A 15,204-nucleotide genomic window follows, 5' to 3' on the forward strand; every position below is an offset into this window, starting at 1 on the left:
ATCCATTCGGCGGCGGGCCTGCTGACCAGTCGGGGGAATTTCAGCCGCCATGCGCCTTTCCGTGCCCCCCATCACACGGTCTCGGACGCGGGCCTGATCGGCGGGGGCAGCATTCCCAAGCCAGGGGAAGTGTCGCTGGCACACCGAGGGCTGCTGTTCCTCGACGAATTCCCCGAATTTTCGCGTAAGGCTCTGGAAACGCTGAGGCAACCGCTGGAAGACGGCAGGGTGGTGATTTCCCGCGCCCGTGCCACGGTGGAATATCCGGCCCGCTTTCAACTGATCGCCGCCCAAAATCCGTGCCCCTGCGAGTCACAATCACACAACTTTCCCCACCCCCCCTTGGCCCTCCCCTCCCCTACGCCGTCAGCCCAGGCAGCCTAGCCATGCCCCCACGTCTTGAAGCCGCTCTTCTCGCCGCCCTGGCCCTCTGGGTCTTCTGGGCAACCGTCAGCTACGCCAACCACATGGTCGCCAATGCCCAGGCCGGACGCTGGGTCGGGGCAGTCGTTGACGGCGCGATCTGGCTGGGCGGCGTGCTGCTGGTCGTTCTGTTTGTTCAGAGGGCCTGGGAGAAATGGAAGTGAGCTACCGGAACTTTTGAGGTTGAGGCCACCAATAACTGAAACGACCCCGATTCGAGCTTGCTCAGTCTTCACTCTCGCCGTTGACGGCCAGCAGATCCCGCAGACTCTCGGCGACTCGCTCGACGATAAAACCCTCAAACGGCTCTAAGTCGCCCCCATTTGCGGCTTCTAAGACCGTGTAATAGCGTGCCCGTTGCGACACTGGAATCAGCGCCGCCGGGTAGCCAGAGCGCAGGAGCAGGAGATTCATCAGCAGCCGCGACGTGCGCCCATTTCCATCAATGAAGGGGTGGATCGCCACCAAGTCGTAATGCACCCGGGCCGCGTGAATCACTGGATGCAGGTCAGTTCTCTTCAGCGAGAAGGCAAAGTCAGCCATCAGGTCAGGGACTTTTAGCGGGTTGGGCAGGATTAGCGAAGACCCTGCAATCCTGACCCGTTCGCGCCTGTAGACCCCAGCGTCATCTGTCTGGATACCTGTCAGGATGACACGGTGAAGCGCCAGGATGTCGGCTTCTGTGACGGCCTCCCCTGCTGCGGCCAGCCGCCGCATCATGCGCCAGGCCTCCAAGTGATTCACTGCTTCCAGATGCTCCCGTAAGGGGTGCCCTGACACCGTGACACCGTGAAGCAGCACCGCTTTTGTTTCGGCCAGGGTAAGCGTATTGCCCTCGATGGCGTTGCTGTTGTAAGTCTGCGAAACCTCCCAGTCGGCGTCAATGCTGGCCTGAAGTGCAGGACTGAGTGGCAGCGCTTGAAGCCGAGCATTGAGTGCGTCTACCTCAGCCAACGCCACAGCTATGAGGTTGTTCTCAGGTGAAGACATCAGCTGCTCTGCTCCTGCCACTCCAGAACGTCATTGAGGTCGAGGTCTTTCCCCGTTATCCGTCTGAGAGCCTGAATGATTGAGTCCAGAACATCCAAATCTGGACGCCGGGTTTCACCGTCATACATAGCGCGGAGAGTATTCATCGCGACCCCAGCCTCTTTCTGCAAGGCGTAACGCGTGATCCCGTGAGCGTCCATTGTGGACTTTAGCTTCCAGCTGACCATTCCTCCAGCATGCGGTGCATTCATACTTTGGACAATATCAAAGTATTGACATTATATTCAATAGTCTGATACTATTCAGACACCAAGAGAGGGAACGGGAGTCCTGGCAGATACACGCTCCCTTCTTGGAATTCCACCTGTGCAAGGAGAATCACCGTGCAAGATACCGTCCAGAGCACCACCTACCGAGGATTCGAGATTTACCTGTCCGACCCCAAACGCCGCATGGTGTGCAGCTACATGGTGAGCGAACTGCGTTTCCCCTGCCGCGACATCGCGCACGGCCAGCAGATTATCGACGCCCACCTCGAACGTGCCACCCAGCCCCGCAAACCCGGTGAGGTTCGCATCCTGGCCGCCGACGTGCGCGTGACCAACGGCCTGAGCGCCAGCACCTGCCGCTACCGCAGCGAGCGGGCCAGGAACCAGAACCGCAAGGGCGGCAAGTTCGCCAAGGAAGTGCGCCTGTGAGCGGGGACGAGTGCCGCACCTGCGGTCGCCTGCTCGATGACTTCGGGCAGTGCTGGGCCTGCGATGCGAGCGGGGAAGCGCAGGCAGGCAAGGCTAAGGAAGCGGTAGTCCCCTTCCCCCTGGTGACCCTCACCACCGAGAACCTGCAGGACGCCACCGTCGAGCTGATCCGGGCAACCAACGAACTGGAGCGCAGCGCCCATGTCCTGGCAGAAGTCAGGTTTGAACTCGACGCCCAGGAGGCCACCCTGATCGCCTCTGGCATCGAGGGCAAGAACGAAGCCGAGCGCAAGGCCAACCTGCGCCTGAAACTGGAAGGCAAGTACGCCGAACTGCACGGGGCGGAACTGGGCGCGGCCCAGGCCCGGCGCGATGTCGAGGTCGCCCGCATTCAGCTCGACGGCCTGCGCTACCAGCTCCGGCTGCTGGAAGTCCGGCAAGGGGGCCGGGCATGATGCGCCTGGTACGTCTCGACGGTCTGCGCTGGGAGGCGCTGTTCCACATGATGGCCGCTGAACCGGGCACTGCGGCACGCCAGATCCGCGCCGCCCGTCAGAGTCGCCTGAACGCAGCGTGGCGGGCCGAGCGGGAACGGGTGGAGCTGGCGAGGCTGCGCCGGGTCGCCGCCTACCAGAAACGCAGTGGGCGGGCGGCATGACCGATCCCACCCAGCAGGGGGCCGCAGACGTGGCTCCCTTTTCCCCCAATGGCACGGCGCAAGTTCAGCCTGGGAACGCCCTTCACTGGTATGCACCTAGAACATTGAGCGCAGTTCTCTACGCAGCAGCTCGCAACGCTGGGTTCAAGTGGCAGAAGGGAGAAGGTTACTGGAAGTCACAGGACACGTCGGCAGCCCGTTCTTTCCTTCTCGATCATGGCGTGAAAATTGAAGCCATGAAACTCCTACCTTTCGCTACGACTCAGACTCCGCGAGGCTACTACAAAAACTCACCAGACAGCTTTTGGGCACGGGTAAAGCGGGGAGATCCCAAGGCATGTTGGCCCTGGCAGGGGACTATCAGTCGCACTGGATATGGCGTCATTACCTACCACAAGAGGCAATGGCGGACGCACAGGCTGGCATGGGTCTTGACGCATGGTGAAATACCAGAGGGCCTATTCGTCTGCCACCATTGCGATAACCCGATCTGCTGCAACCCCCAGCACCTCTTTTTGGGAACTCCCCTTGACAATGCACGGGACATGGTTGCGAAGGGGAGGTCTTGCAAGGGTGAGAAACATGCTGTTCGCAAAGGCACCAGAACCATGCTCAGAGGCGATGAGCATCCCCTGCGAAAGAATCCTGCTGCCGCTGCCAGAGGAGAAAGGAATAGTGCGGCCATTTTGACTGAAGCAGAGGTTCTGGAGATTCGGCGTCGAGCTGCCGAGGGTGAAACTATTTACCGCTTGGCTAAAGTCTTCAGTGTCTCCAAGCGAACCATACAATTTATTGTTCGGGGAAAAACATGGCGACATCTGCTTGAGGAATGACAACCCCGGTTGACAGACGAGTGCCCCCGAAACTGGTCGGGGGCACTTGCCGTTGCTGCTTACAGAAGGGGCCGCAGCCCCTCCCCACTCAGGCGGCCTGCACCCGCCACTGGCTCTTTTCCTTCAGGCGCTTCCCGTCGAGCTTGGCGCGGGCAGCCTCGGCCTCAGTCCCCGTCAGCAGCTCGGCGGCCACCATCTGACCATCGATCTCCAGCTGTCCTTCATCGCCTACGGTGGCAACCACCCAGGCGGTCTCCAGATTGGTGTCCACCGCCAGGAAGGCCAGGAATGCCTTGCCGCTGGCCTTGCCCGCTGCGGCTGCTTCCGCCTTCGTCTTGTAGGTCGTCGTCGCCGTCACGCGCAGGTGAACCAGTGGGTTCTGGGCCTCGGGGCTGGTGGCGATGGGCAGGTGGGAGATGTCGCCACCGCAGGGCGGGCCGTACTTGATGACGCCGCGAGCAGGCTTGGCGGGCGTGACCGGGCTGTCATCGGCGGGCGCAGCCACTTCGGCCAGCTTGCCATTGACGACGACGACTTCCGCGACGGGGCCGGGGTCCTCGAAGTCCAGCAGGTCGTCCAACTGGTCTTCCAGATCAGCCTCGCCCATCTCGACCTCGGCGCGGATGGCTTCGGCGGCTTCGAAGGCTTCAGCGCGGGCCTCGGCTTCGCGGCGGGCGTCGTCCGTCAGGGCGATCAGTTGGGCGGGGGTGACACGCTCGCCTGCCACGAAGAAGTCTTTGGCGGTGCGGGTGGCGTCCAATCCAGCGTTGAGGGCAGCGGCGATCAGGGCGTCACGGTCAGCAGCGGTTTTGGGGGTTGCCTTGGTCATGGTTATAGCTCCTTTTTTTCCGTCTGGGAGGGGCTTTTCCCCTCATCGGATGTCTTTACTCTGACAGGACAGTTATCAGATGTAAAGTCTAAAAAGAAGCAAAAAGACCGTCCCAGACGGTCTGGTTCGGTCTGATTGAACACTTGGGTTCGGAGGTCAGGGATTTGACCAAGTTAGGGCAGGGGTCACTCCAGTTTGGGTAATTTCTTCCTGTACCGTGCGGCCTGATGCGAGAATCCGGTACTCGATAAATGCAGATTCGACACTCTGGCTCAGGATGGCGGCATACTCCAGTTTTGCCTTCACCATCAGTACCAGTGCCCGCCATCTTGCCCGTTCTTCCTGAGCAGCGGCAGCCCTTCGCCCTTTGGCATCACGACGCCGAGTTCCGGCATAGGCGAAAGCGCCATCATCCTCTCCGCGAACAGGCATGAAGATACGGTGGCTATAGCCTCCAGCTTGAAACGCCAACATCGCGCCACCGGGTTGTTCAGCGAACCCAAAGGACGTGATGCCGTATTTGCCGAAAAGCTTGCGCAGTTCAGCCTGCGAGCTACTGACGCTGACCTTGGTGTCGGTAGCGTAGCGAGGAGTGGTCATTCCTCAACCCTGCCATCAGGCAGCTTGACCTGCACATTCAACTCAATACCTAGGGCAGCGGCAATCTCATGTGCCCTCTCAGGTGTCAGGCCTCTCTTCCCACTTGTGAACTGGCTCCACTGCGAAGGCGATATGCCCAGTTGGGCAGCGACCTCCTGCTTTCTTCCTCGAGGCAACGCCGCCATGTGCTCAATCAACTTCTGCGTTGCTGTCGGCCAATCCACCGCTGAACTGTATTCCATCCATTTCCCCCTTGTCATTTTTTAGCATTGTGCTAAAGTAAGTTACTTTAGCGTTCTGCTAAAGAATTGGCAAGCAGGAAGCGCGGCCCACATCCCCTGGAAGAGAAAAAAGCCGCGCCTGCGCTCACGGAGGAACGCATGGACAATGTACCGCCCCCACCCCCCGCCTTGGTCGTCCGAGTGGCGACCCCCGATTGGATTGCCCAGCTTGGTGGTCAACCCGCCTGGCGCGTCGGCCCCACGAAGACCCGGCTCAAAGCCATCTGCTGGGACGACGGCGCAGCTCCCAAGGGCCTGAAGCCTGCGCCCGTGCTGCCGAACCTGCCCTGCTTCATTCCGGACGTGACCACCGCTGAAGGGCAGGCGTGGCTCCAGAATTTCAATATGACGGCGCTGCAAGAAGACCGCTTGCCCGAACTGGCGGTGCGCTGATGCGGCCCGTGCTGAAAGGAGAAGTGCGCTGCCCCAAGTGCAACGGGAAGGCAGGCAAAGAGCGTTGCCCCGTCTGCGGGGATAGGGGGGTGATTCAGAAGTGAGCGACCTCAGCCCGAAGGAACAGCGGCAACGGCTTTGCGATAAGCACGGCATCAAGTACGCGAAAAAAGACCCTATCCGTGTGCTGGACGAGAAACTTACGAAGGCGGGCATTCCTATTCCTGCCAAGACCAGCACGCGCAACCCTAGTCGCACCCGTGCAGGCAGCGCCGTAGGCCGCTCCGATGGCAGTTCGAGCGGCAGCAGTCGCCAGCGCAGCGCCCCACTCAGCGCTGCGTCCGCCCCGACCACCCGTATGCGCGTGGACGACTACGACCAGCAGCCCGCCCGGCAACCTGGGAGCGCAGACATCCTGGCCGTCGCCCTGGTGGTGTTCATGTGCGTGCTGGCAGCCTGCAACACCCAATTGACGGGAAAGGGTGGGCCACGCAGTCACGTCCCTGCGCCCGTCATCGTCGCCCACGCTTGAGCCGCTTGACCGACCTCTGCCGCTGGGTGGGGGTCGGATTTTTTTAGGAGAGATATGAATACCGCCGCATTCGCAAAAGTGATAGAGAGCGCCAGCCAGTCCACCAGTGACCGCCTGATCGTGGGCGACATGCCTGGGAATCAGTGGCTTGAGATTCCTGTTGATGGGTGTGCAGTGGTAGAGCGGTCAATGTTCGGTGTGGACTTTCAACTACGCTTCCAGCCCGCCGACGAATTCAAAATCCCTTTTTACCCAGAGCATGTCTACTGGGTCAGTCGGGGCGGGATTGCTGCGGGGCGACTGCTTCTGCGCGTCGCCGTACGTCACCAGTCCGATGACGCCATTCTGGTGTGCTTCCGCCATGAACGAAATGCCCGGACGCAGATGATGCGGCCTATTGAATTCACAATAGACCCCGACTTCTACGAAGCCACCTTGATTGCCAACCACACCAATCGACAATTCCTGATTGGCTTCGATGCTTACAGCGTCCACCTGAAGGTCATGTTCCCCGATGACTGGGAGCGCATCACGAAAGCCCGCGCAGCGGCAGAATGGGAAGGCTGGCTGTGACCCTTCCGCCGCAACCCACCGCGCTCTACCGGGACAACCCCGTGCTGGTCATCGGCCCGCATCCTGAAGGTGTAGAGATCGAACAGGACGGTGAAACCCTGATCGTCCCCGAAACCGACCTCACGCCCCTGAGCCTGTCCACCCCGCTCCCGAATCTTGCCGTACCGGAACGGCAACCCATCATCATCCTCGTGGCGAACAACGCCGGGGGCGTGGGCAAAACGTCACTGACTGTCGCGCTGGCCCACCTGTTCGCATCCTGGGGACTGAGCGTGGCCCTGTTCGATCTGGACCCCCAGGCGAACGCGACCACGTTCTCCGGTGTGCTACGGGACATCGAAGGCGGCGAAACGCTGCACGCGCTGCTGCACCCCGGCGCGACCTTTCCCGACCTGATTCCCGTGCATGGCTACCATCTGCTGCCTTCCAGCGCCGTGCTGCGCGAAACGGCGCGGGAGATCGTCAGGCAGGACGGGTACGATCTGCTGCGCCCCTACCTCTCCACGCTGCGGGACCGCTACGACCTGATTCTCATGGACTGCGGTCCCAGTCTGGACGCGCTGGCGACGGCGGGCGGTCTGGTCAGCGACTTCGTTCTCACCCCGTCCAGCACGTCGGTCAAAGGGCTGGACGGCTTTCAGGGCGCGGCGGGCTTCGTTCAGGAGCTGCGCGACCTGGGCAACGCGAACATCCGCACCTGCCTGTTCGTGCCGACCCTGCACCGCAACAACACGCGGGCAGAGCGGCGGGCCTATGAGCAGATGGTCGAAGGGCTGCCCGCGCCGCTGCTGGCAACCCCGATCATGCGGAACCAGAAGTGGGTGGACGCGGCAGAGGCCGGACAGCCCGTCACCGCCTACGCGCCCAAATCTCCCGCTGCGCAACAGGCGGAACGGCTGGCCCGTGAGCTGCTGACCGCGATTGGCTGGGACAACGAAGGGGAGGACGTGGCATGACCGCCGCAGACCGATTCAAACGCAACATGGGGAGTGCGCTGGCGATGGCGACGGGGGGCAATGCCCCCACCGCACGCCAGGAAGTCGCCGTGAGCAGCATCAGGCCCGGCGAAGCCCAGCCCCGAACCTACTTCGATGAAGCGGCCCTGGAGCGGCTGGCCGCAGACATCCGGCAACACGGCATCCTGCAACCGCTGCTGGTGCGCCCAGCCGGAGCGGGCTACGAACTGGTGGACGGGGAACGTCGCTGGCGGGCGGCGCAGCGGGCGGGGCTGTCCGTCGTGCCGGTGTACGTCCGTACCCTGACGCTGGAACAGGCAAAGATGGCGGCTGTCAGCACCGCGCAGCACAAAGAGAAGCTGACGCCCATCGAAATCACGACGGCGAAACTGGGGCTGGCGGCGCTGACGCTGGGGCTGAGTGACTTGGAAGAAGCGAAGCTGGAACTGGGGCGACTCTCCCGGCCCGCCGCCGACCCTGCCCGCCGCGAACAGGTGGACGCGGTGTTCGGGACGCTGGACGGGGAAAACCTATCGTCCTTCGTGAAAAACAGCCTGCCCCTTTTGTCCTACCCGCCCGAATTGCAACAGGCTATGCGCGACGGACTGGACAAATCGAAGGCCAAGACCATCAAGAACGCGCCGGAGGCTCTGCAATCCGAACTGCTGGACATGGCGCTGGGCGGGGCCAGTAAGCGGGAACTGACGGAACTGGTCAAGGCGGCGAAGCCGACCGCGACACGCTCTCAGGCAGAGCAGGTCGCCAAGACCCTGAGTAGCCGGAAGTGGCGCGACAGTCTCTCGCCCGAACAGGCCGAAGCGCTGGCGGCGTGGCTGGCGAGTGCGCCGGGGTTTCTTGCAACATGACTGGGCAACGAGAGAAGCCCCCCATATATGGGGGGCTTCTCTCGTTGACTCAGACACTACTGACTTGCAAGTGCCTTACTCAACTCGTCCCTCACGCTGACATGCTCACGTGCGTATTTAGACCATGGTAGATATCCCTCTTTCTTCAGACGGCCAATCACGATCGCAGGATGCCGCCCAACTTCCTCAGCAAACTTTTCGATCTCTGGCAACGACATGGTGAAAGAGTCAAAAACAAATTCGTTGAGCCTTTCCTGGTCAAGGATCCAGGCAGTTGCAGTCCTGTCGGCTTCTTCTTCTTGAGGAGTAGCAATCACTGGACGGTCGAAGCTGCTGTACTCAATCTGCTCGGGCTTGTGCCCATGATGTAAATGGGCCAGCTCATGCATCAGGACAAACCAGAACCGATCAATTTGACCGTGACGTAGGGTCATGGCAACAAAAGGGTTCCCGTCATTATCTGCGGAAACACCGTCCACAGGCACTTTCTTCAAGCTGGGGACTAACAGGAGCTGAATGCCGTACTTTTCCAGCACTGCTGGGACACGCGTAACATCACTCTCTTTAGCCATCAGCCCCTGCAACTCGGGAATCAGGCCCTTAGCTATCTTCGTCCGATTGAAGGTGCCAATTTTCCTGCGATTTGCCTCTATGAAGCACCCTGTAGTCCAGGCCTTGAGACTGGCCTCGGCTGTGGCCAATGCTCCCGAAACCCGATAGGTCCCCTGGTGAAGTGTGCCTTTCAAGTTGACGAAGCTTGAAATGTTCTGAGCCAAGACATCCGCGTTCAGCGAGTCCTCAATCCAGCCACGCTTAATGGCTTCGGGCGCAAATGGATACTCAGCAATAACGTCCCTTCTCTTGCGATCCCCACTACCGCGAAGACTTTGCTCAGTCTTCATCATGGCTCGCTGGTGTTCTAGCTCCCAGCCAAGCCACTCACTGGCTGTTGGTGTTCTCAGCGCTTCTTCCAGCTCAACAGCCACTCGGGCATCCATCGCCTTTTTGCCTTTAATGATGTCCTGGACATATTGCGGAGTGCGCCCAAGCAGCGCGGCCAGTTCGGTCTGCTTCAGTCCCTGGTCCTGAAGCACCCTGTGTAGTCGTGCGCCTGGCGAAAGCACAGCTGGCTTTTCTTGGTTGCGCGTCGTCATTTTCATCTCCCCTTCGCACTTGTCATGCGTTGCTCTGAGTGAGCTGGGGCCAGTATACGACACGATGCGAACCATAGATAGTAATTTTTGGATATTTTTTGTTTGCGAATTAGGTAATTTGCGGGGTCAAGCCGAAGCGCCAAGCTGCATGTGGGAGCGAGCGTCATCAGGGGGGTTGACGAGCGAAGTCGGTGCGCCTATCTTCTCTGCAAGATGCCAGACGCAGACCTTAAAACCGAAACCCGCCAGAAGCTTCCGACGGCTTCTAGCGGGTTCTTTTTTCGGTCTGCTGCATGGCAGGAGGTGTGAACTGGGACAGGCATAGCAACCAAACGTAAGCGCCACGACCTGGACCGCTTTTGGAACGATGTGTAACGTTCACCAAGAGTATAAATCCGGGTTCCGTGGTCGGCAATAGCCCACTACCGGAACACCTTATGTGTTCCTTGGACAGTACCCAAGGAGTTTCATGACGTACCCCCTCACGCTGCGGCTCAAAGCGAGCTGCATTAACCCTTCCGGCAATGATCGCAAGCAGCCCACCCCCACGGGTGAGTGGACGCTCTTCGACGTGCTCAACAGCAAAGTCGAAGGCACCCGTATTCAGGAACTGGTCAACCACCGGCACGGCCAGCCGACTTATGCCGACCTCAAAGTGCTGGCGTCGAATCTGGAGCCGGGTATTACCGAACTGCTGATGTACAACGGCGTTGGCACGGACTACACCGAGGGCTCCCGCCGGGTGGTGTTCACGCAGCAGCAGCGTCCCCGACTGAACAACGGTCGTGAGCGGATTCGTATTTTGGACGGCAGCGGCAAGGTTCAAGCTGAGTACGATCTGCCGAAAGGTTGCGATCTGCTCCCACCTGCACCTCCCGCAAAGCTGCCTGTTGTGGTACCGCCCGTCGTTCGCCCGAGCATCCCCGCGGCAGCTGCCTTCGGCGAGGTTGAACAATTGGCCTCACCTGGGGCTGGTGTTCAGGTGTTTTTCCCGGATGCCGTTCGGGAGCCCCTCAATATCCAGCCAGGGTCTATGGACATTGAGCGTGTGACCCTGGATCTGAGTCCTTTGAATGGCCAGAACAATGTCGCCGTGGCCCGCTCCCTGGCCTGGGGGAGCCCTATGACGTTGACCGAGGCAGGCGTTCTTCTGCCTGAGCGCCTGCCTTCGAAGCCACTCCCGTCTTCGCTGGAGCGCCGAGTTCGCGCCATCGTTCCCGTGACTGCGACTGTCGAGCTTAGGTGGACGCTGGGTCTGGACCACGCCCAAGTGTTCTGCCTCAATCCCCGCATCGACGCACATGAGCAACGTGGCATCCCGCATCTCTATGTGGCTCGCCATCCTACGGAGCACGTCAACGCGATCTGCACGTATCCGCCGCATTACAGATTGTTCGATCCCCGCAGCCTGGAAGGTCAGTACCACCTCGTGCATTCTGCAGCGACCTGGGTCGCGAATTACCTCATCTGGCAAGTCACGGGTCGCTGGCTCGGACCGGAAGCCAGCCACTCCCCAGTACTCATCATGGCTCAATACGGCCAGAGCGACTGCTGGTGCCGTTCGGGGCGCCCAATGTCCCAGTGCTGTGGGCGTCGGGGGGCAGCATGAGAAAACGCTCCTCTGGTGCCTTCTCGCTGGTCTTCGTGGTGGGCATTCTGGTTCAGCTGTACTTCCTGGGTATTCCCCTCGGTCAGCCGGATCCCAACCCCACCCTCGAAACCATGTTTAATCCTCTGCTCGATACGCTGACAGGCTACATCGTGTACATCGTGCGTGCCGCAATCCCAGCACTCATGATCGCTATGGCTGTCAAATTCTGGCGCTGACGGAAGCCTAGAAAAGCCCCCCACCTCGCCCTCTGGCGGGTGGGGGGCTTTTTTAGAACGTGCGGCTGCTCAGCGGCGCCGGCTTGCCCAGGCGCGGTTTCACCCAATTGTCGTAGGCAAACTGCAACCCGCGCACCAGCGCCCGCAGGGTGGCTGCCGTCAGGTAGGGCCGGACCACGGCGGGCAGTGAGGGGGCCACGTACTGCCCGATGAGCTGCGCCAGCACCAGCACCACGAGGTCATACGCCGAGCGGCCCTTCACCTGCGGCAGCCCCTGCGCCACCACCGCCGAGACGATGTTGCGAATCTCGGGGGCCAGCGCCAGCGCCTCGGCCATCGTGAGCTTGCCGTCGCTGCGAATGTTGCTGATGGCCTGACGCACCAGGGCGTCCACCTGGGGGAGAAGGCGGGCGAGCAGCGCCGCGAGTTCCACGTCACTGACCTCCGCCTCGCTGGCGCGGGGCAGGTCGAGGCCGGGCGTGGTGGCCTGGGGGCGGGCCTGCACTTTGGTCTGCAGGATGGTGATGCCCTGCTCGGCACGCTGACGCAGGATGGCGGCGATGCGGGGGTCGAGGTTGAGGGGGAGGACAGGAACGTGCTGGGTCATGTCGGACTCCTGAAAAAGGCGCGGCCCCTGCTGTCTGCGAGGGGCCGGAAGAGGGCGGATTGGAAAGCGCGGCGCGGAACCACGCGGCGGCACTATTTCGGCGGCGTCGCCGGAATGGTCTGCGGTGTGACCGGCAGGCGCTCGAGCACCAGGTCGCCGTTCTGCCGACGCCATACTTTGAGCGCCCCGCCGTACTCCCAGGGGCCACCGGGCGAGGCGTAGACCTGCTGGAGCTGGGCGATCAGCTCATCGTTGACCAGCACCCCGCCGTACTTCGCGGGCTTGCCATTCCAGGGCACGGGCTGCCCGCCACCCGCAGGCACGAACAGCACCCCACCGGCAGGCGGAGCCACGGGCAGCGCCTTGAGCCATTGCCGCAGCGCGTTCACCCGGCGCATCCACCCCTTCATGAACACCTGCTGCGACGGGTTGCGCCGGACAATCCCCCGGTAGAACTGCTCGCGGGCGTCGCAGGCCGCCAGGGCCAACTGCAGCGGCGTACCGCCAGGTGCGAGCTGATGCGCTCGCCAGAGCATCCACGTCGCGCCGTTTTCGTTCCCCTGTTCGTCGAACGGCTTGCCGTCGCCCACGCCGTGGTTCACGCTCATGTCATAGATGGCGGCAGACAGGGGCCAGGGCAGCGTGGCGGCGAGCGGACGCCAGTACCACGCCTCGTAAAGCGGCTTCACGTCGGCAGGGGTCAGGGCCTTCATAGGCTTGACCGGAATGTTGCAGGACTTGCACCACTTCAGCCAGTTGGCCTTCGTTACACCGAGGTTGGTCTCGCCGCCAGGATCAGCAGGGTGATAAATGTACCCGCCCTCCCAGAGCGCAGTAAAGGCGTGGGCCTTCTCAAAATCAGACATACATACTCCTGTGCAGCAAAAACCCCCACCGGGTCAGGTGGGGGGCAGAGGCTCATCGGGGAGCGGTGGGAACGGGCCAGCGGGCGCGGGGGTGCTCAAGGCCGGGGGCGACTGCGGCTCGGGCGGCCAGACGGTGCGCGGCTGGCAATCATGCAGTTGTTCCAGGTACTCGACGCGGATTCGGGCCTGGTCACGCTGGTAGCGCATCGAATGCACGAGATCGAGCGCTTTTTCCAGTTCAGCTTCCATCTGCTCCATGCTGACGGTCAGGGTTTTGACCTGCGATTCCAGCAGAGCAATCTTGGCCGCGAGGTCGTTTTCGCGCTGCTGTCCGACCTTGCCGCCGCGTACCTCGCGCACCAGCATGGCGAGGCCGTAGAAGACGGCGAGAATGACGGCTGCCGGTCCGCCTTTGGTCAGCAGGCTCAGGAGCGGGGTAATGTCCAAGTTATCCACGTTCCTTCCCTTGACTGGAGGCGTCGAATTCGCCGATGCCCGCCAGCCACCTCAGCCAGCGCGGCGGGTCGTCTACCATGCGCCGCCACCAACGCCACTGGCTCTGCCAGTGCACCGCCGTCCGGGCGAACAGAATGACGCTCTGGGCCAGCAGCACCGAGTAGAGGATGGAGCCGGGAATAATCCCGACCCCCGATGTGAACGCCGTCACGCATGCACCCCAGTACGCGGCTGCCAGAGCGTGCGCTGCCAGCCGCCAACCGCTCGAACGTGGTGTGAACAGCAGGGCCAGGGCAATGATCAGCGCCGACCAGCCCCAGATAGGCCAGGGGAACTGATCGTCGAAGCGGCTGTAGGCCGGGATGATGTAGGGCAAAAATGGGCGGTGGTAAACGCCGAACGCCCAGCCGAGGAGCATTCCGGCGTGGGCGTTCGTGGGGTTGAGCGGATCCCAGCGGGAGAACATCTGGCGCTCGGGCATCAGCGCACCCCCAGGCGAAGCCATGTCCTACCGTCGAGCGTATAGCTCAAGCGGTGGGTAAAGAGCCAGACACGCCGAACCTGCCCAGGTGGGATGAGGTTGGGCACACCGATAACTGAGCCACTCCAGCCGTTTTCCTTTCGAACTCTCGCGGGCAGCTTGCAGCCGGGCGCTGCACGGATAACAGCCTCATACCCGACGCCGACCACGCGGTCGCGGAAAGCCATGGGCGTGCAGTATTTGGCGGAGGGAGGAGTAAGAGTGACCGGCGCGGCCAGGGCCGCCAGGAGGGCGGCGAGAAGCAGCACAATTAGGACGGATTTTCTCGACATTGGGCCTCCCGTGCCCTGGGCAATGAACGCCCCCAGCCGGGGCACAAGCGACTGGGGGCAAGTAAGGTGCTTCTCTCAACTAGGTAGGGCGGTCATGACTTCGGCGCACCGGTGACGACAATTCCGTTGGCACCGAAGGCGGCAAGACTCATCGTGAACGTCTCGCCGCTGTAGTACGGCCTGTTATCCAGCGTCCCCGCCTGGGCAACGCTCCTCAGCACTTCGCTCTGGCCGCCCGCCGTTACAGTCCAGTCATAGAGGGTCACGTCTATGTCCATCCCTGACAAGAAATTGAACATGACCGATCCCGCCGTCCGGTCAAGGGTTATCGCCGTGATCTGCGGCGTGCCTGTGATGGTGATTTGGCTCAGGCTGTAGCTGTTGAGGTTGATGGTCCCGGTTGCACCCTGGTAATAGGGAGCGCCTTGGTATTCCGCTACGTATTTCACGCCCTGAAGTACGGCGGACTTGCCGTCTGACGTTGTGAGCGTCCACTTGTATTTGTACTTGACGGCGTTCGGGTCGCTGCTGATCTCGCTCGGGACAGAGAAAAACATGTCGTAGCTGTCCCCTTGAAGAGGCGTAGCTTGCACGCTCGCCCCAGTGCTGCCGCCAGAGGTTGGCGCAGCCTGAATCACTGTCGCCAGCGCCACGCCGCGCACACTGCCGTCGCTGAATTTCCACACCAACGTCGCGGTTTTCGCCGCGTCGTCTACGACGATGCCGCCAGAGTCGACTGGGACGCCCGCAACATCGGCAGGGGCGAGAATCCTGACGGGCAGCTCCTTACGATCTTCCAGTGTGGCGACACGACCCTTGAGGGCCTCGAACATGGGCTTGGTGGGGTAT

24 protein-coding genes are annotated in these 15,204 nt (G+C 61.6%); 13 read left to right on the plus strand and 11 right to left on the minus strand.

Annotated features, from left to right (window positions below; genetic code table 11):
* Positions 1-384 (plus strand): ATP-binding protein (locus Q4C89_RS00730; RefSeq protein WP_368493190.1); only part of this gene is annotated, 384 nt, incomplete at its 5' end.
* Between the two features lie 2 nt (positions 385-386).
* Positions 387-587, plus strand: a complete 201-nt coding sequence (locus tag Q4C89_RS00735; RefSeq protein WP_303100694.1) for a hypothetical protein — start codon at positions 387-389, stop codon at positions 585-587.
* A 61-nt stretch (positions 588-648) separates the two neighbouring features.
* Here the strand turns inward: Q4C89_RS00735 and Q4C89_RS00740 are convergent, their stop codons facing one another.
* Both Q4C89_RS00740 and Q4C89_RS15105 read right to left on the minus strand, forming a co-directional pair.
* Entirely contained in the window at positions 649-1,413 is a 765-nt protein-coding gene (locus tag Q4C89_RS00740) for a Fic family protein (protein WP_303100695.1), read from the minus strand.
* Complete coding sequence (locus Q4C89_RS15105; RefSeq protein ID WP_368493191.1) at positions 1,413-1,664, minus strand: helix-turn-helix domain-containing protein; 252 nt, start codon at positions 1,662-1,664, stop codon at positions 1,413-1,415. The genes Q4C89_RS00740 and Q4C89_RS15105 overlap by 1 nt, the downstream gene beginning before the upstream one ends.
* 132 nt (positions 1,665-1,796) lie before the next feature.
* Between Q4C89_RS15105 and Q4C89_RS00745 the strand changes: the two genes are divergently transcribed.
* From Q4C89_RS00745 to Q4C89_RS15110, 4 genes are all read left to right on the plus strand, one after another.
* Positions 1,797-2,111, plus strand: a complete 315-nt coding sequence (locus Q4C89_RS00745) for a hypothetical protein (protein WP_303100696.1) — start codon at positions 1,797-1,799, stop codon at positions 2,109-2,111.
* Positions 2,108-2,566 carry a hypothetical protein gene (locus Q4C89_RS00750; RefSeq protein ID WP_303100697.1) on the plus strand — a complete coding sequence of 153 codons (459 nt, stop codon included), beginning with the start codon at positions 2,108-2,110 and terminating at the stop codon, positions 2,564-2,566. The genes Q4C89_RS00745 and Q4C89_RS00750 overlap by 4 nt, the downstream gene beginning before the upstream one ends.
* Positions 2,563-2,769 carry a hypothetical protein gene (locus tag Q4C89_RS00755; RefSeq protein WP_303100698.1) on the plus strand — a complete coding sequence of 69 codons (207 nt, stop codon included), beginning with the start codon at positions 2,563-2,565 and terminating at the stop codon, positions 2,767-2,769. The genes Q4C89_RS00750 and Q4C89_RS00755 overlap by 4 nt, the downstream gene beginning before the upstream one ends.
* A 236-nt stretch (positions 2,770-3,005) precedes the next feature.
* Positions 3,006-3,602, plus strand: a complete 597-nt coding sequence (locus Q4C89_RS15110; RefSeq protein ID WP_368493194.1) for an HNH endonuclease — start codon at positions 3,006-3,008, stop codon at positions 3,600-3,602.
* A gap of 88 nt (positions 3,603-3,690) precedes the next feature.
* Here the strand turns inward: Q4C89_RS15110 and Q4C89_RS00760 are convergent, their stop codons facing one another.
* From Q4C89_RS00760 to Q4C89_RS15115, 3 genes are all read right to left on the minus strand, one after another.
* Positions 3,691-4,431 (minus strand): hypothetical protein, encoded by a 741-nt coding sequence (locus tag Q4C89_RS00760; RefSeq protein ID WP_303100699.1) that lies wholly within the window; start codon positions 4,429-4,431, stop codon positions 3,691-3,693.
* A gap of 156 nt (positions 4,432-4,587) precedes the next feature.
* Positions 4,588-5,031 (minus strand): hypothetical protein, encoded by a 444-nt coding sequence (locus tag Q4C89_RS00765; RefSeq protein WP_303100700.1) that lies wholly within the window; start codon positions 5,029-5,031, stop codon positions 4,588-4,590.
* Complete coding sequence (locus tag Q4C89_RS15115; protein ID WP_368493192.1) at positions 5,028-5,291, minus strand: helix-turn-helix domain-containing protein; 264 nt, start codon at positions 5,289-5,291, stop codon at positions 5,028-5,030. The genes Q4C89_RS00765 and Q4C89_RS15115 overlap by 4 nt, the downstream gene beginning before the upstream one ends.
* Before the next feature lie 120 nt (positions 5,292-5,411).
* Here Q4C89_RS15115 and Q4C89_RS00770 point away from each other — a divergent pair, with 120 nt between their 5' ends.
* The 5 genes from Q4C89_RS00770 to Q4C89_RS00790 all read left to right on the plus strand — a co-directional run bounded on the left by Q4C89_RS00770 (position 5,412) and on the right by Q4C89_RS00790 (position 8,632).
* Positions 5,412-5,705 (plus strand): hypothetical protein, encoded by a 294-nt coding sequence (locus tag Q4C89_RS00770; RefSeq protein ID WP_303100701.1) that lies wholly within the window; start codon positions 5,412-5,414, stop codon positions 5,703-5,705.
* 100 nt (positions 5,706-5,805) lie between these two features.
* Complete coding sequence (locus tag Q4C89_RS00775; RefSeq protein ID WP_303100702.1) at positions 5,806-6,237, plus strand: hypothetical protein; 432 nt, start codon at positions 5,806-5,808, stop codon at positions 6,235-6,237.
* 54 nt (positions 6,238-6,291) lie between these two features.
* Positions 6,292-6,810: a hypothetical protein gene (locus Q4C89_RS00780; protein WP_303100703.1), complete on the plus strand. Its 519-nt coding sequence runs from the start codon at positions 6,292-6,294 to the stop codon at positions 6,808-6,810.
* The gene (locus Q4C89_RS00785) at positions 6,807-7,766 is read left to right on the plus strand and encodes a ParA family protein (protein ID WP_303100704.1); all 960 of its coding nucleotides are present in this window, start codon (positions 6,807-6,809) and stop codon (positions 7,764-7,766) included. The genes Q4C89_RS00780 and Q4C89_RS00785 overlap by 4 nt, the downstream gene beginning before the upstream one ends.
* Entirely contained in the window at positions 7,763-8,632 is an 870-nt protein-coding gene (locus Q4C89_RS00790; RefSeq protein WP_303100705.1) for a ParB/RepB/Spo0J family partition protein, read from the plus strand. The genes Q4C89_RS00785 and Q4C89_RS00790 overlap by 4 nt, the downstream gene beginning before the upstream one ends.
* Before the next feature lie 56 nt (positions 8,633-8,688).
* On the opposite strand, the gene Q4C89_RS00795 is transcribed toward Q4C89_RS00790, so the two are convergent.
* Positions 8,689-9,792: a helix-turn-helix domain-containing protein gene (locus Q4C89_RS00795; RefSeq protein WP_303100706.1), complete on the minus strand. Its 1,104-nt coding sequence runs from the start codon at positions 9,790-9,792 to the stop codon at positions 8,689-8,691.
* A gap of 463 nt (positions 9,793-10,255) precedes the next feature.
* Between Q4C89_RS00795 and Q4C89_RS00800 the strand changes: the two genes are divergently transcribed.
* Together Q4C89_RS00800 and Q4C89_RS00805 are read left to right on the plus strand one after the other, a co-directional pair.
* The gene (locus Q4C89_RS00800) at positions 10,256-11,395 is read left to right on the plus strand and encodes a hypothetical protein (protein ID WP_303100707.1); all 1,140 of its coding nucleotides are present in this window, start codon (positions 10,256-10,258) and stop codon (positions 11,393-11,395) included.
* Positions 11,392-11,613: a hypothetical protein gene (locus Q4C89_RS00805; protein WP_303100708.1), complete on the plus strand. Its 222-nt coding sequence runs from the start codon at positions 11,392-11,394 to the stop codon at positions 11,611-11,613. Before Q4C89_RS00800 ends, Q4C89_RS00805 begins: the two co-directional genes overlap by 4 nt.
* Before the next feature lie 52 nt (positions 11,614-11,665).
* Here the strand turns inward: Q4C89_RS00805 and Q4C89_RS00810 are convergent, their stop codons facing one another.
* The 5 genes from Q4C89_RS00810 to Q4C89_RS00830 form a co-directional block, all read right to left on the minus strand.
* Positions 11,666-12,220, minus strand: a complete 555-nt coding sequence (locus Q4C89_RS00810; RefSeq protein ID WP_303100709.1) for a hypothetical protein — start codon at positions 12,218-12,220, stop codon at positions 11,666-11,668.
* 92 nt (positions 12,221-12,312) lie between these two features.
* Positions 12,313-13,086: a glycoside hydrolase family 108 protein gene (locus tag Q4C89_RS00815; RefSeq protein ID WP_303100710.1), complete on the minus strand. Its 774-nt coding sequence runs from the start codon at positions 13,084-13,086 to the stop codon at positions 12,313-12,315.
* A 33-nt stretch (positions 13,087-13,119) separates the two neighbouring features.
* Positions 13,120-13,542, minus strand: a complete 423-nt coding sequence (locus tag Q4C89_RS00820) for a hypothetical protein (protein WP_303100711.1) — start codon at positions 13,540-13,542, stop codon at positions 13,120-13,122.
* Positions 13,535-14,047: a hypothetical protein gene (locus tag Q4C89_RS00825; RefSeq protein ID WP_303100712.1), complete on the minus strand. Its 513-nt coding sequence runs from the start codon at positions 14,045-14,047 to the stop codon at positions 13,535-13,537. The genes Q4C89_RS00820 and Q4C89_RS00825 overlap by 8 nt, the downstream gene beginning before the upstream one ends.
* A gap of 400 nt (positions 14,048-14,447) precedes the next feature.
* A complete protein-coding gene (locus Q4C89_RS00830) occupies positions 14,448-15,188 on the minus strand; it encodes a hypothetical protein (protein WP_303100713.1) in 741 nt (246 codons plus the stop codon).
* Between the last annotated feature and the right edge of the window lie 16 nt (positions 15,189-15,204).

The organism is Deinococcus sp. (genome assembly GCF_030523985.1).
Taxonomy (GTDB): domain Bacteria; phylum Deinococcota; class Deinococci; order Deinococcales; family Deinococcaceae; genus Deinococcus.

Bases quoted from the DNA above. Each gene is read 5' to 3' on its own strand.
- Q4C89_RS00735 (WP_303100694.1), top strand. From the start codon at position 387: ATGCCCCCACGTCTTGAAGCCGCTCTTCTCGCCGCCCTGGCCCTCTGG.
- Q4C89_RS00740 (WP_303100695.1), bottom strand. From the start codon at position 1,413: ATGTCTTCACCTGAGAACAACCTCATAGCTGTGGCGTTGGCTGAGGTA.
- Q4C89_RS15105 (WP_368493191.1), bottom strand. From the start codon at position 1,664: ATGAATGCACCGCATGCTGGAGGAATGGTCAGCTGGAAGCTAAAGTCC.
- Q4C89_RS00755 (WP_303100698.1), top strand. From the start codon at position 2,563: ATGATGCGCCTGGTACGTCTCGACGGTCTGCGCTGGGAGGCGCTGTTC.
- Q4C89_RS15110 (WP_368493194.1), top strand. From the start codon at position 3,006: ATGAAACTCCTACCTTTCGCTACGACTCAGACTCCGCGAGGCTACTAC.
- Q4C89_RS00760 (WP_303100699.1), bottom strand. From the start codon at position 4,431: ATGACCAAGGCAACCCCCAAAACCGCTGCTGACCGTGACGCCCTGATC.
- Q4C89_RS00765 (WP_303100700.1), bottom strand. From the start codon at position 5,031: ATGACCACTCCTCGCTACGCTACCGACACCAAGGTCAGCGTCAGTAGC.
- Q4C89_RS15115 (WP_368493192.1), bottom strand. From the start codon at position 5,291: ATGACAAGGGGGAAATGGATGGAATACAGTTCAGCGGTGGATTGGCCG.
- Q4C89_RS00770 (WP_303100701.1), top strand. From the start codon at position 5,412: ATGGACAATGTACCGCCCCCACCCCCCGCCTTGGTCGTCCGAGTGGCG.
- Q4C89_RS00780 (WP_303100703.1), top strand. From the start codon at position 6,292: ATGAATACCGCCGCATTCGCAAAAGTGATAGAGAGCGCCAGCCAGTCC.
- Q4C89_RS00790 (WP_303100705.1), top strand. From the start codon at position 7,763: ATGACCGCCGCAGACCGATTCAAACGCAACATGGGGAGTGCGCTGGCG.
- Q4C89_RS00795 (WP_303100706.1), bottom strand. From the start codon at position 9,792: ATGAAAATGACGACGCGCAACCAAGAAAAGCCAGCTGTGCTTTCGCCA.
- Q4C89_RS00800 (WP_303100707.1), top strand. From the start codon at position 10,256: ATGACGTACCCCCTCACGCTGCGGCTCAAAGCGAGCTGCATTAACCCT.
- Q4C89_RS00805 (WP_303100708.1), top strand. From the start codon at position 11,392: ATGAGAAAACGCTCCTCTGGTGCCTTCTCGCTGGTCTTCGTGGTGGGC.
- Q4C89_RS00810 (WP_303100709.1), bottom strand. From the start codon at position 12,220: ATGACCCAGCACGTTCCTGTCCTCCCCCTCAACCTCGACCCCCGCATC.
- Q4C89_RS00815 (WP_303100710.1), bottom strand. From the start codon at position 13,086: ATGTCTGATTTTGAGAAGGCCCACGCCTTTACTGCGCTCTGGGAGGGC.
- Q4C89_RS00825 (WP_303100712.1), bottom strand. From the start codon at position 14,047: ATGGCTTCGCCTGGGGGTGCGCTGATGCCCGAGCGCCAGATGTTCTCC.
- Q4C89_RS00830 (WP_303100713.1), bottom strand. From the start codon at position 15,188: ATGTTCGAGGCCCTCAAGGGTCGTGTCGCCACACTGGAAGATCGTAAG.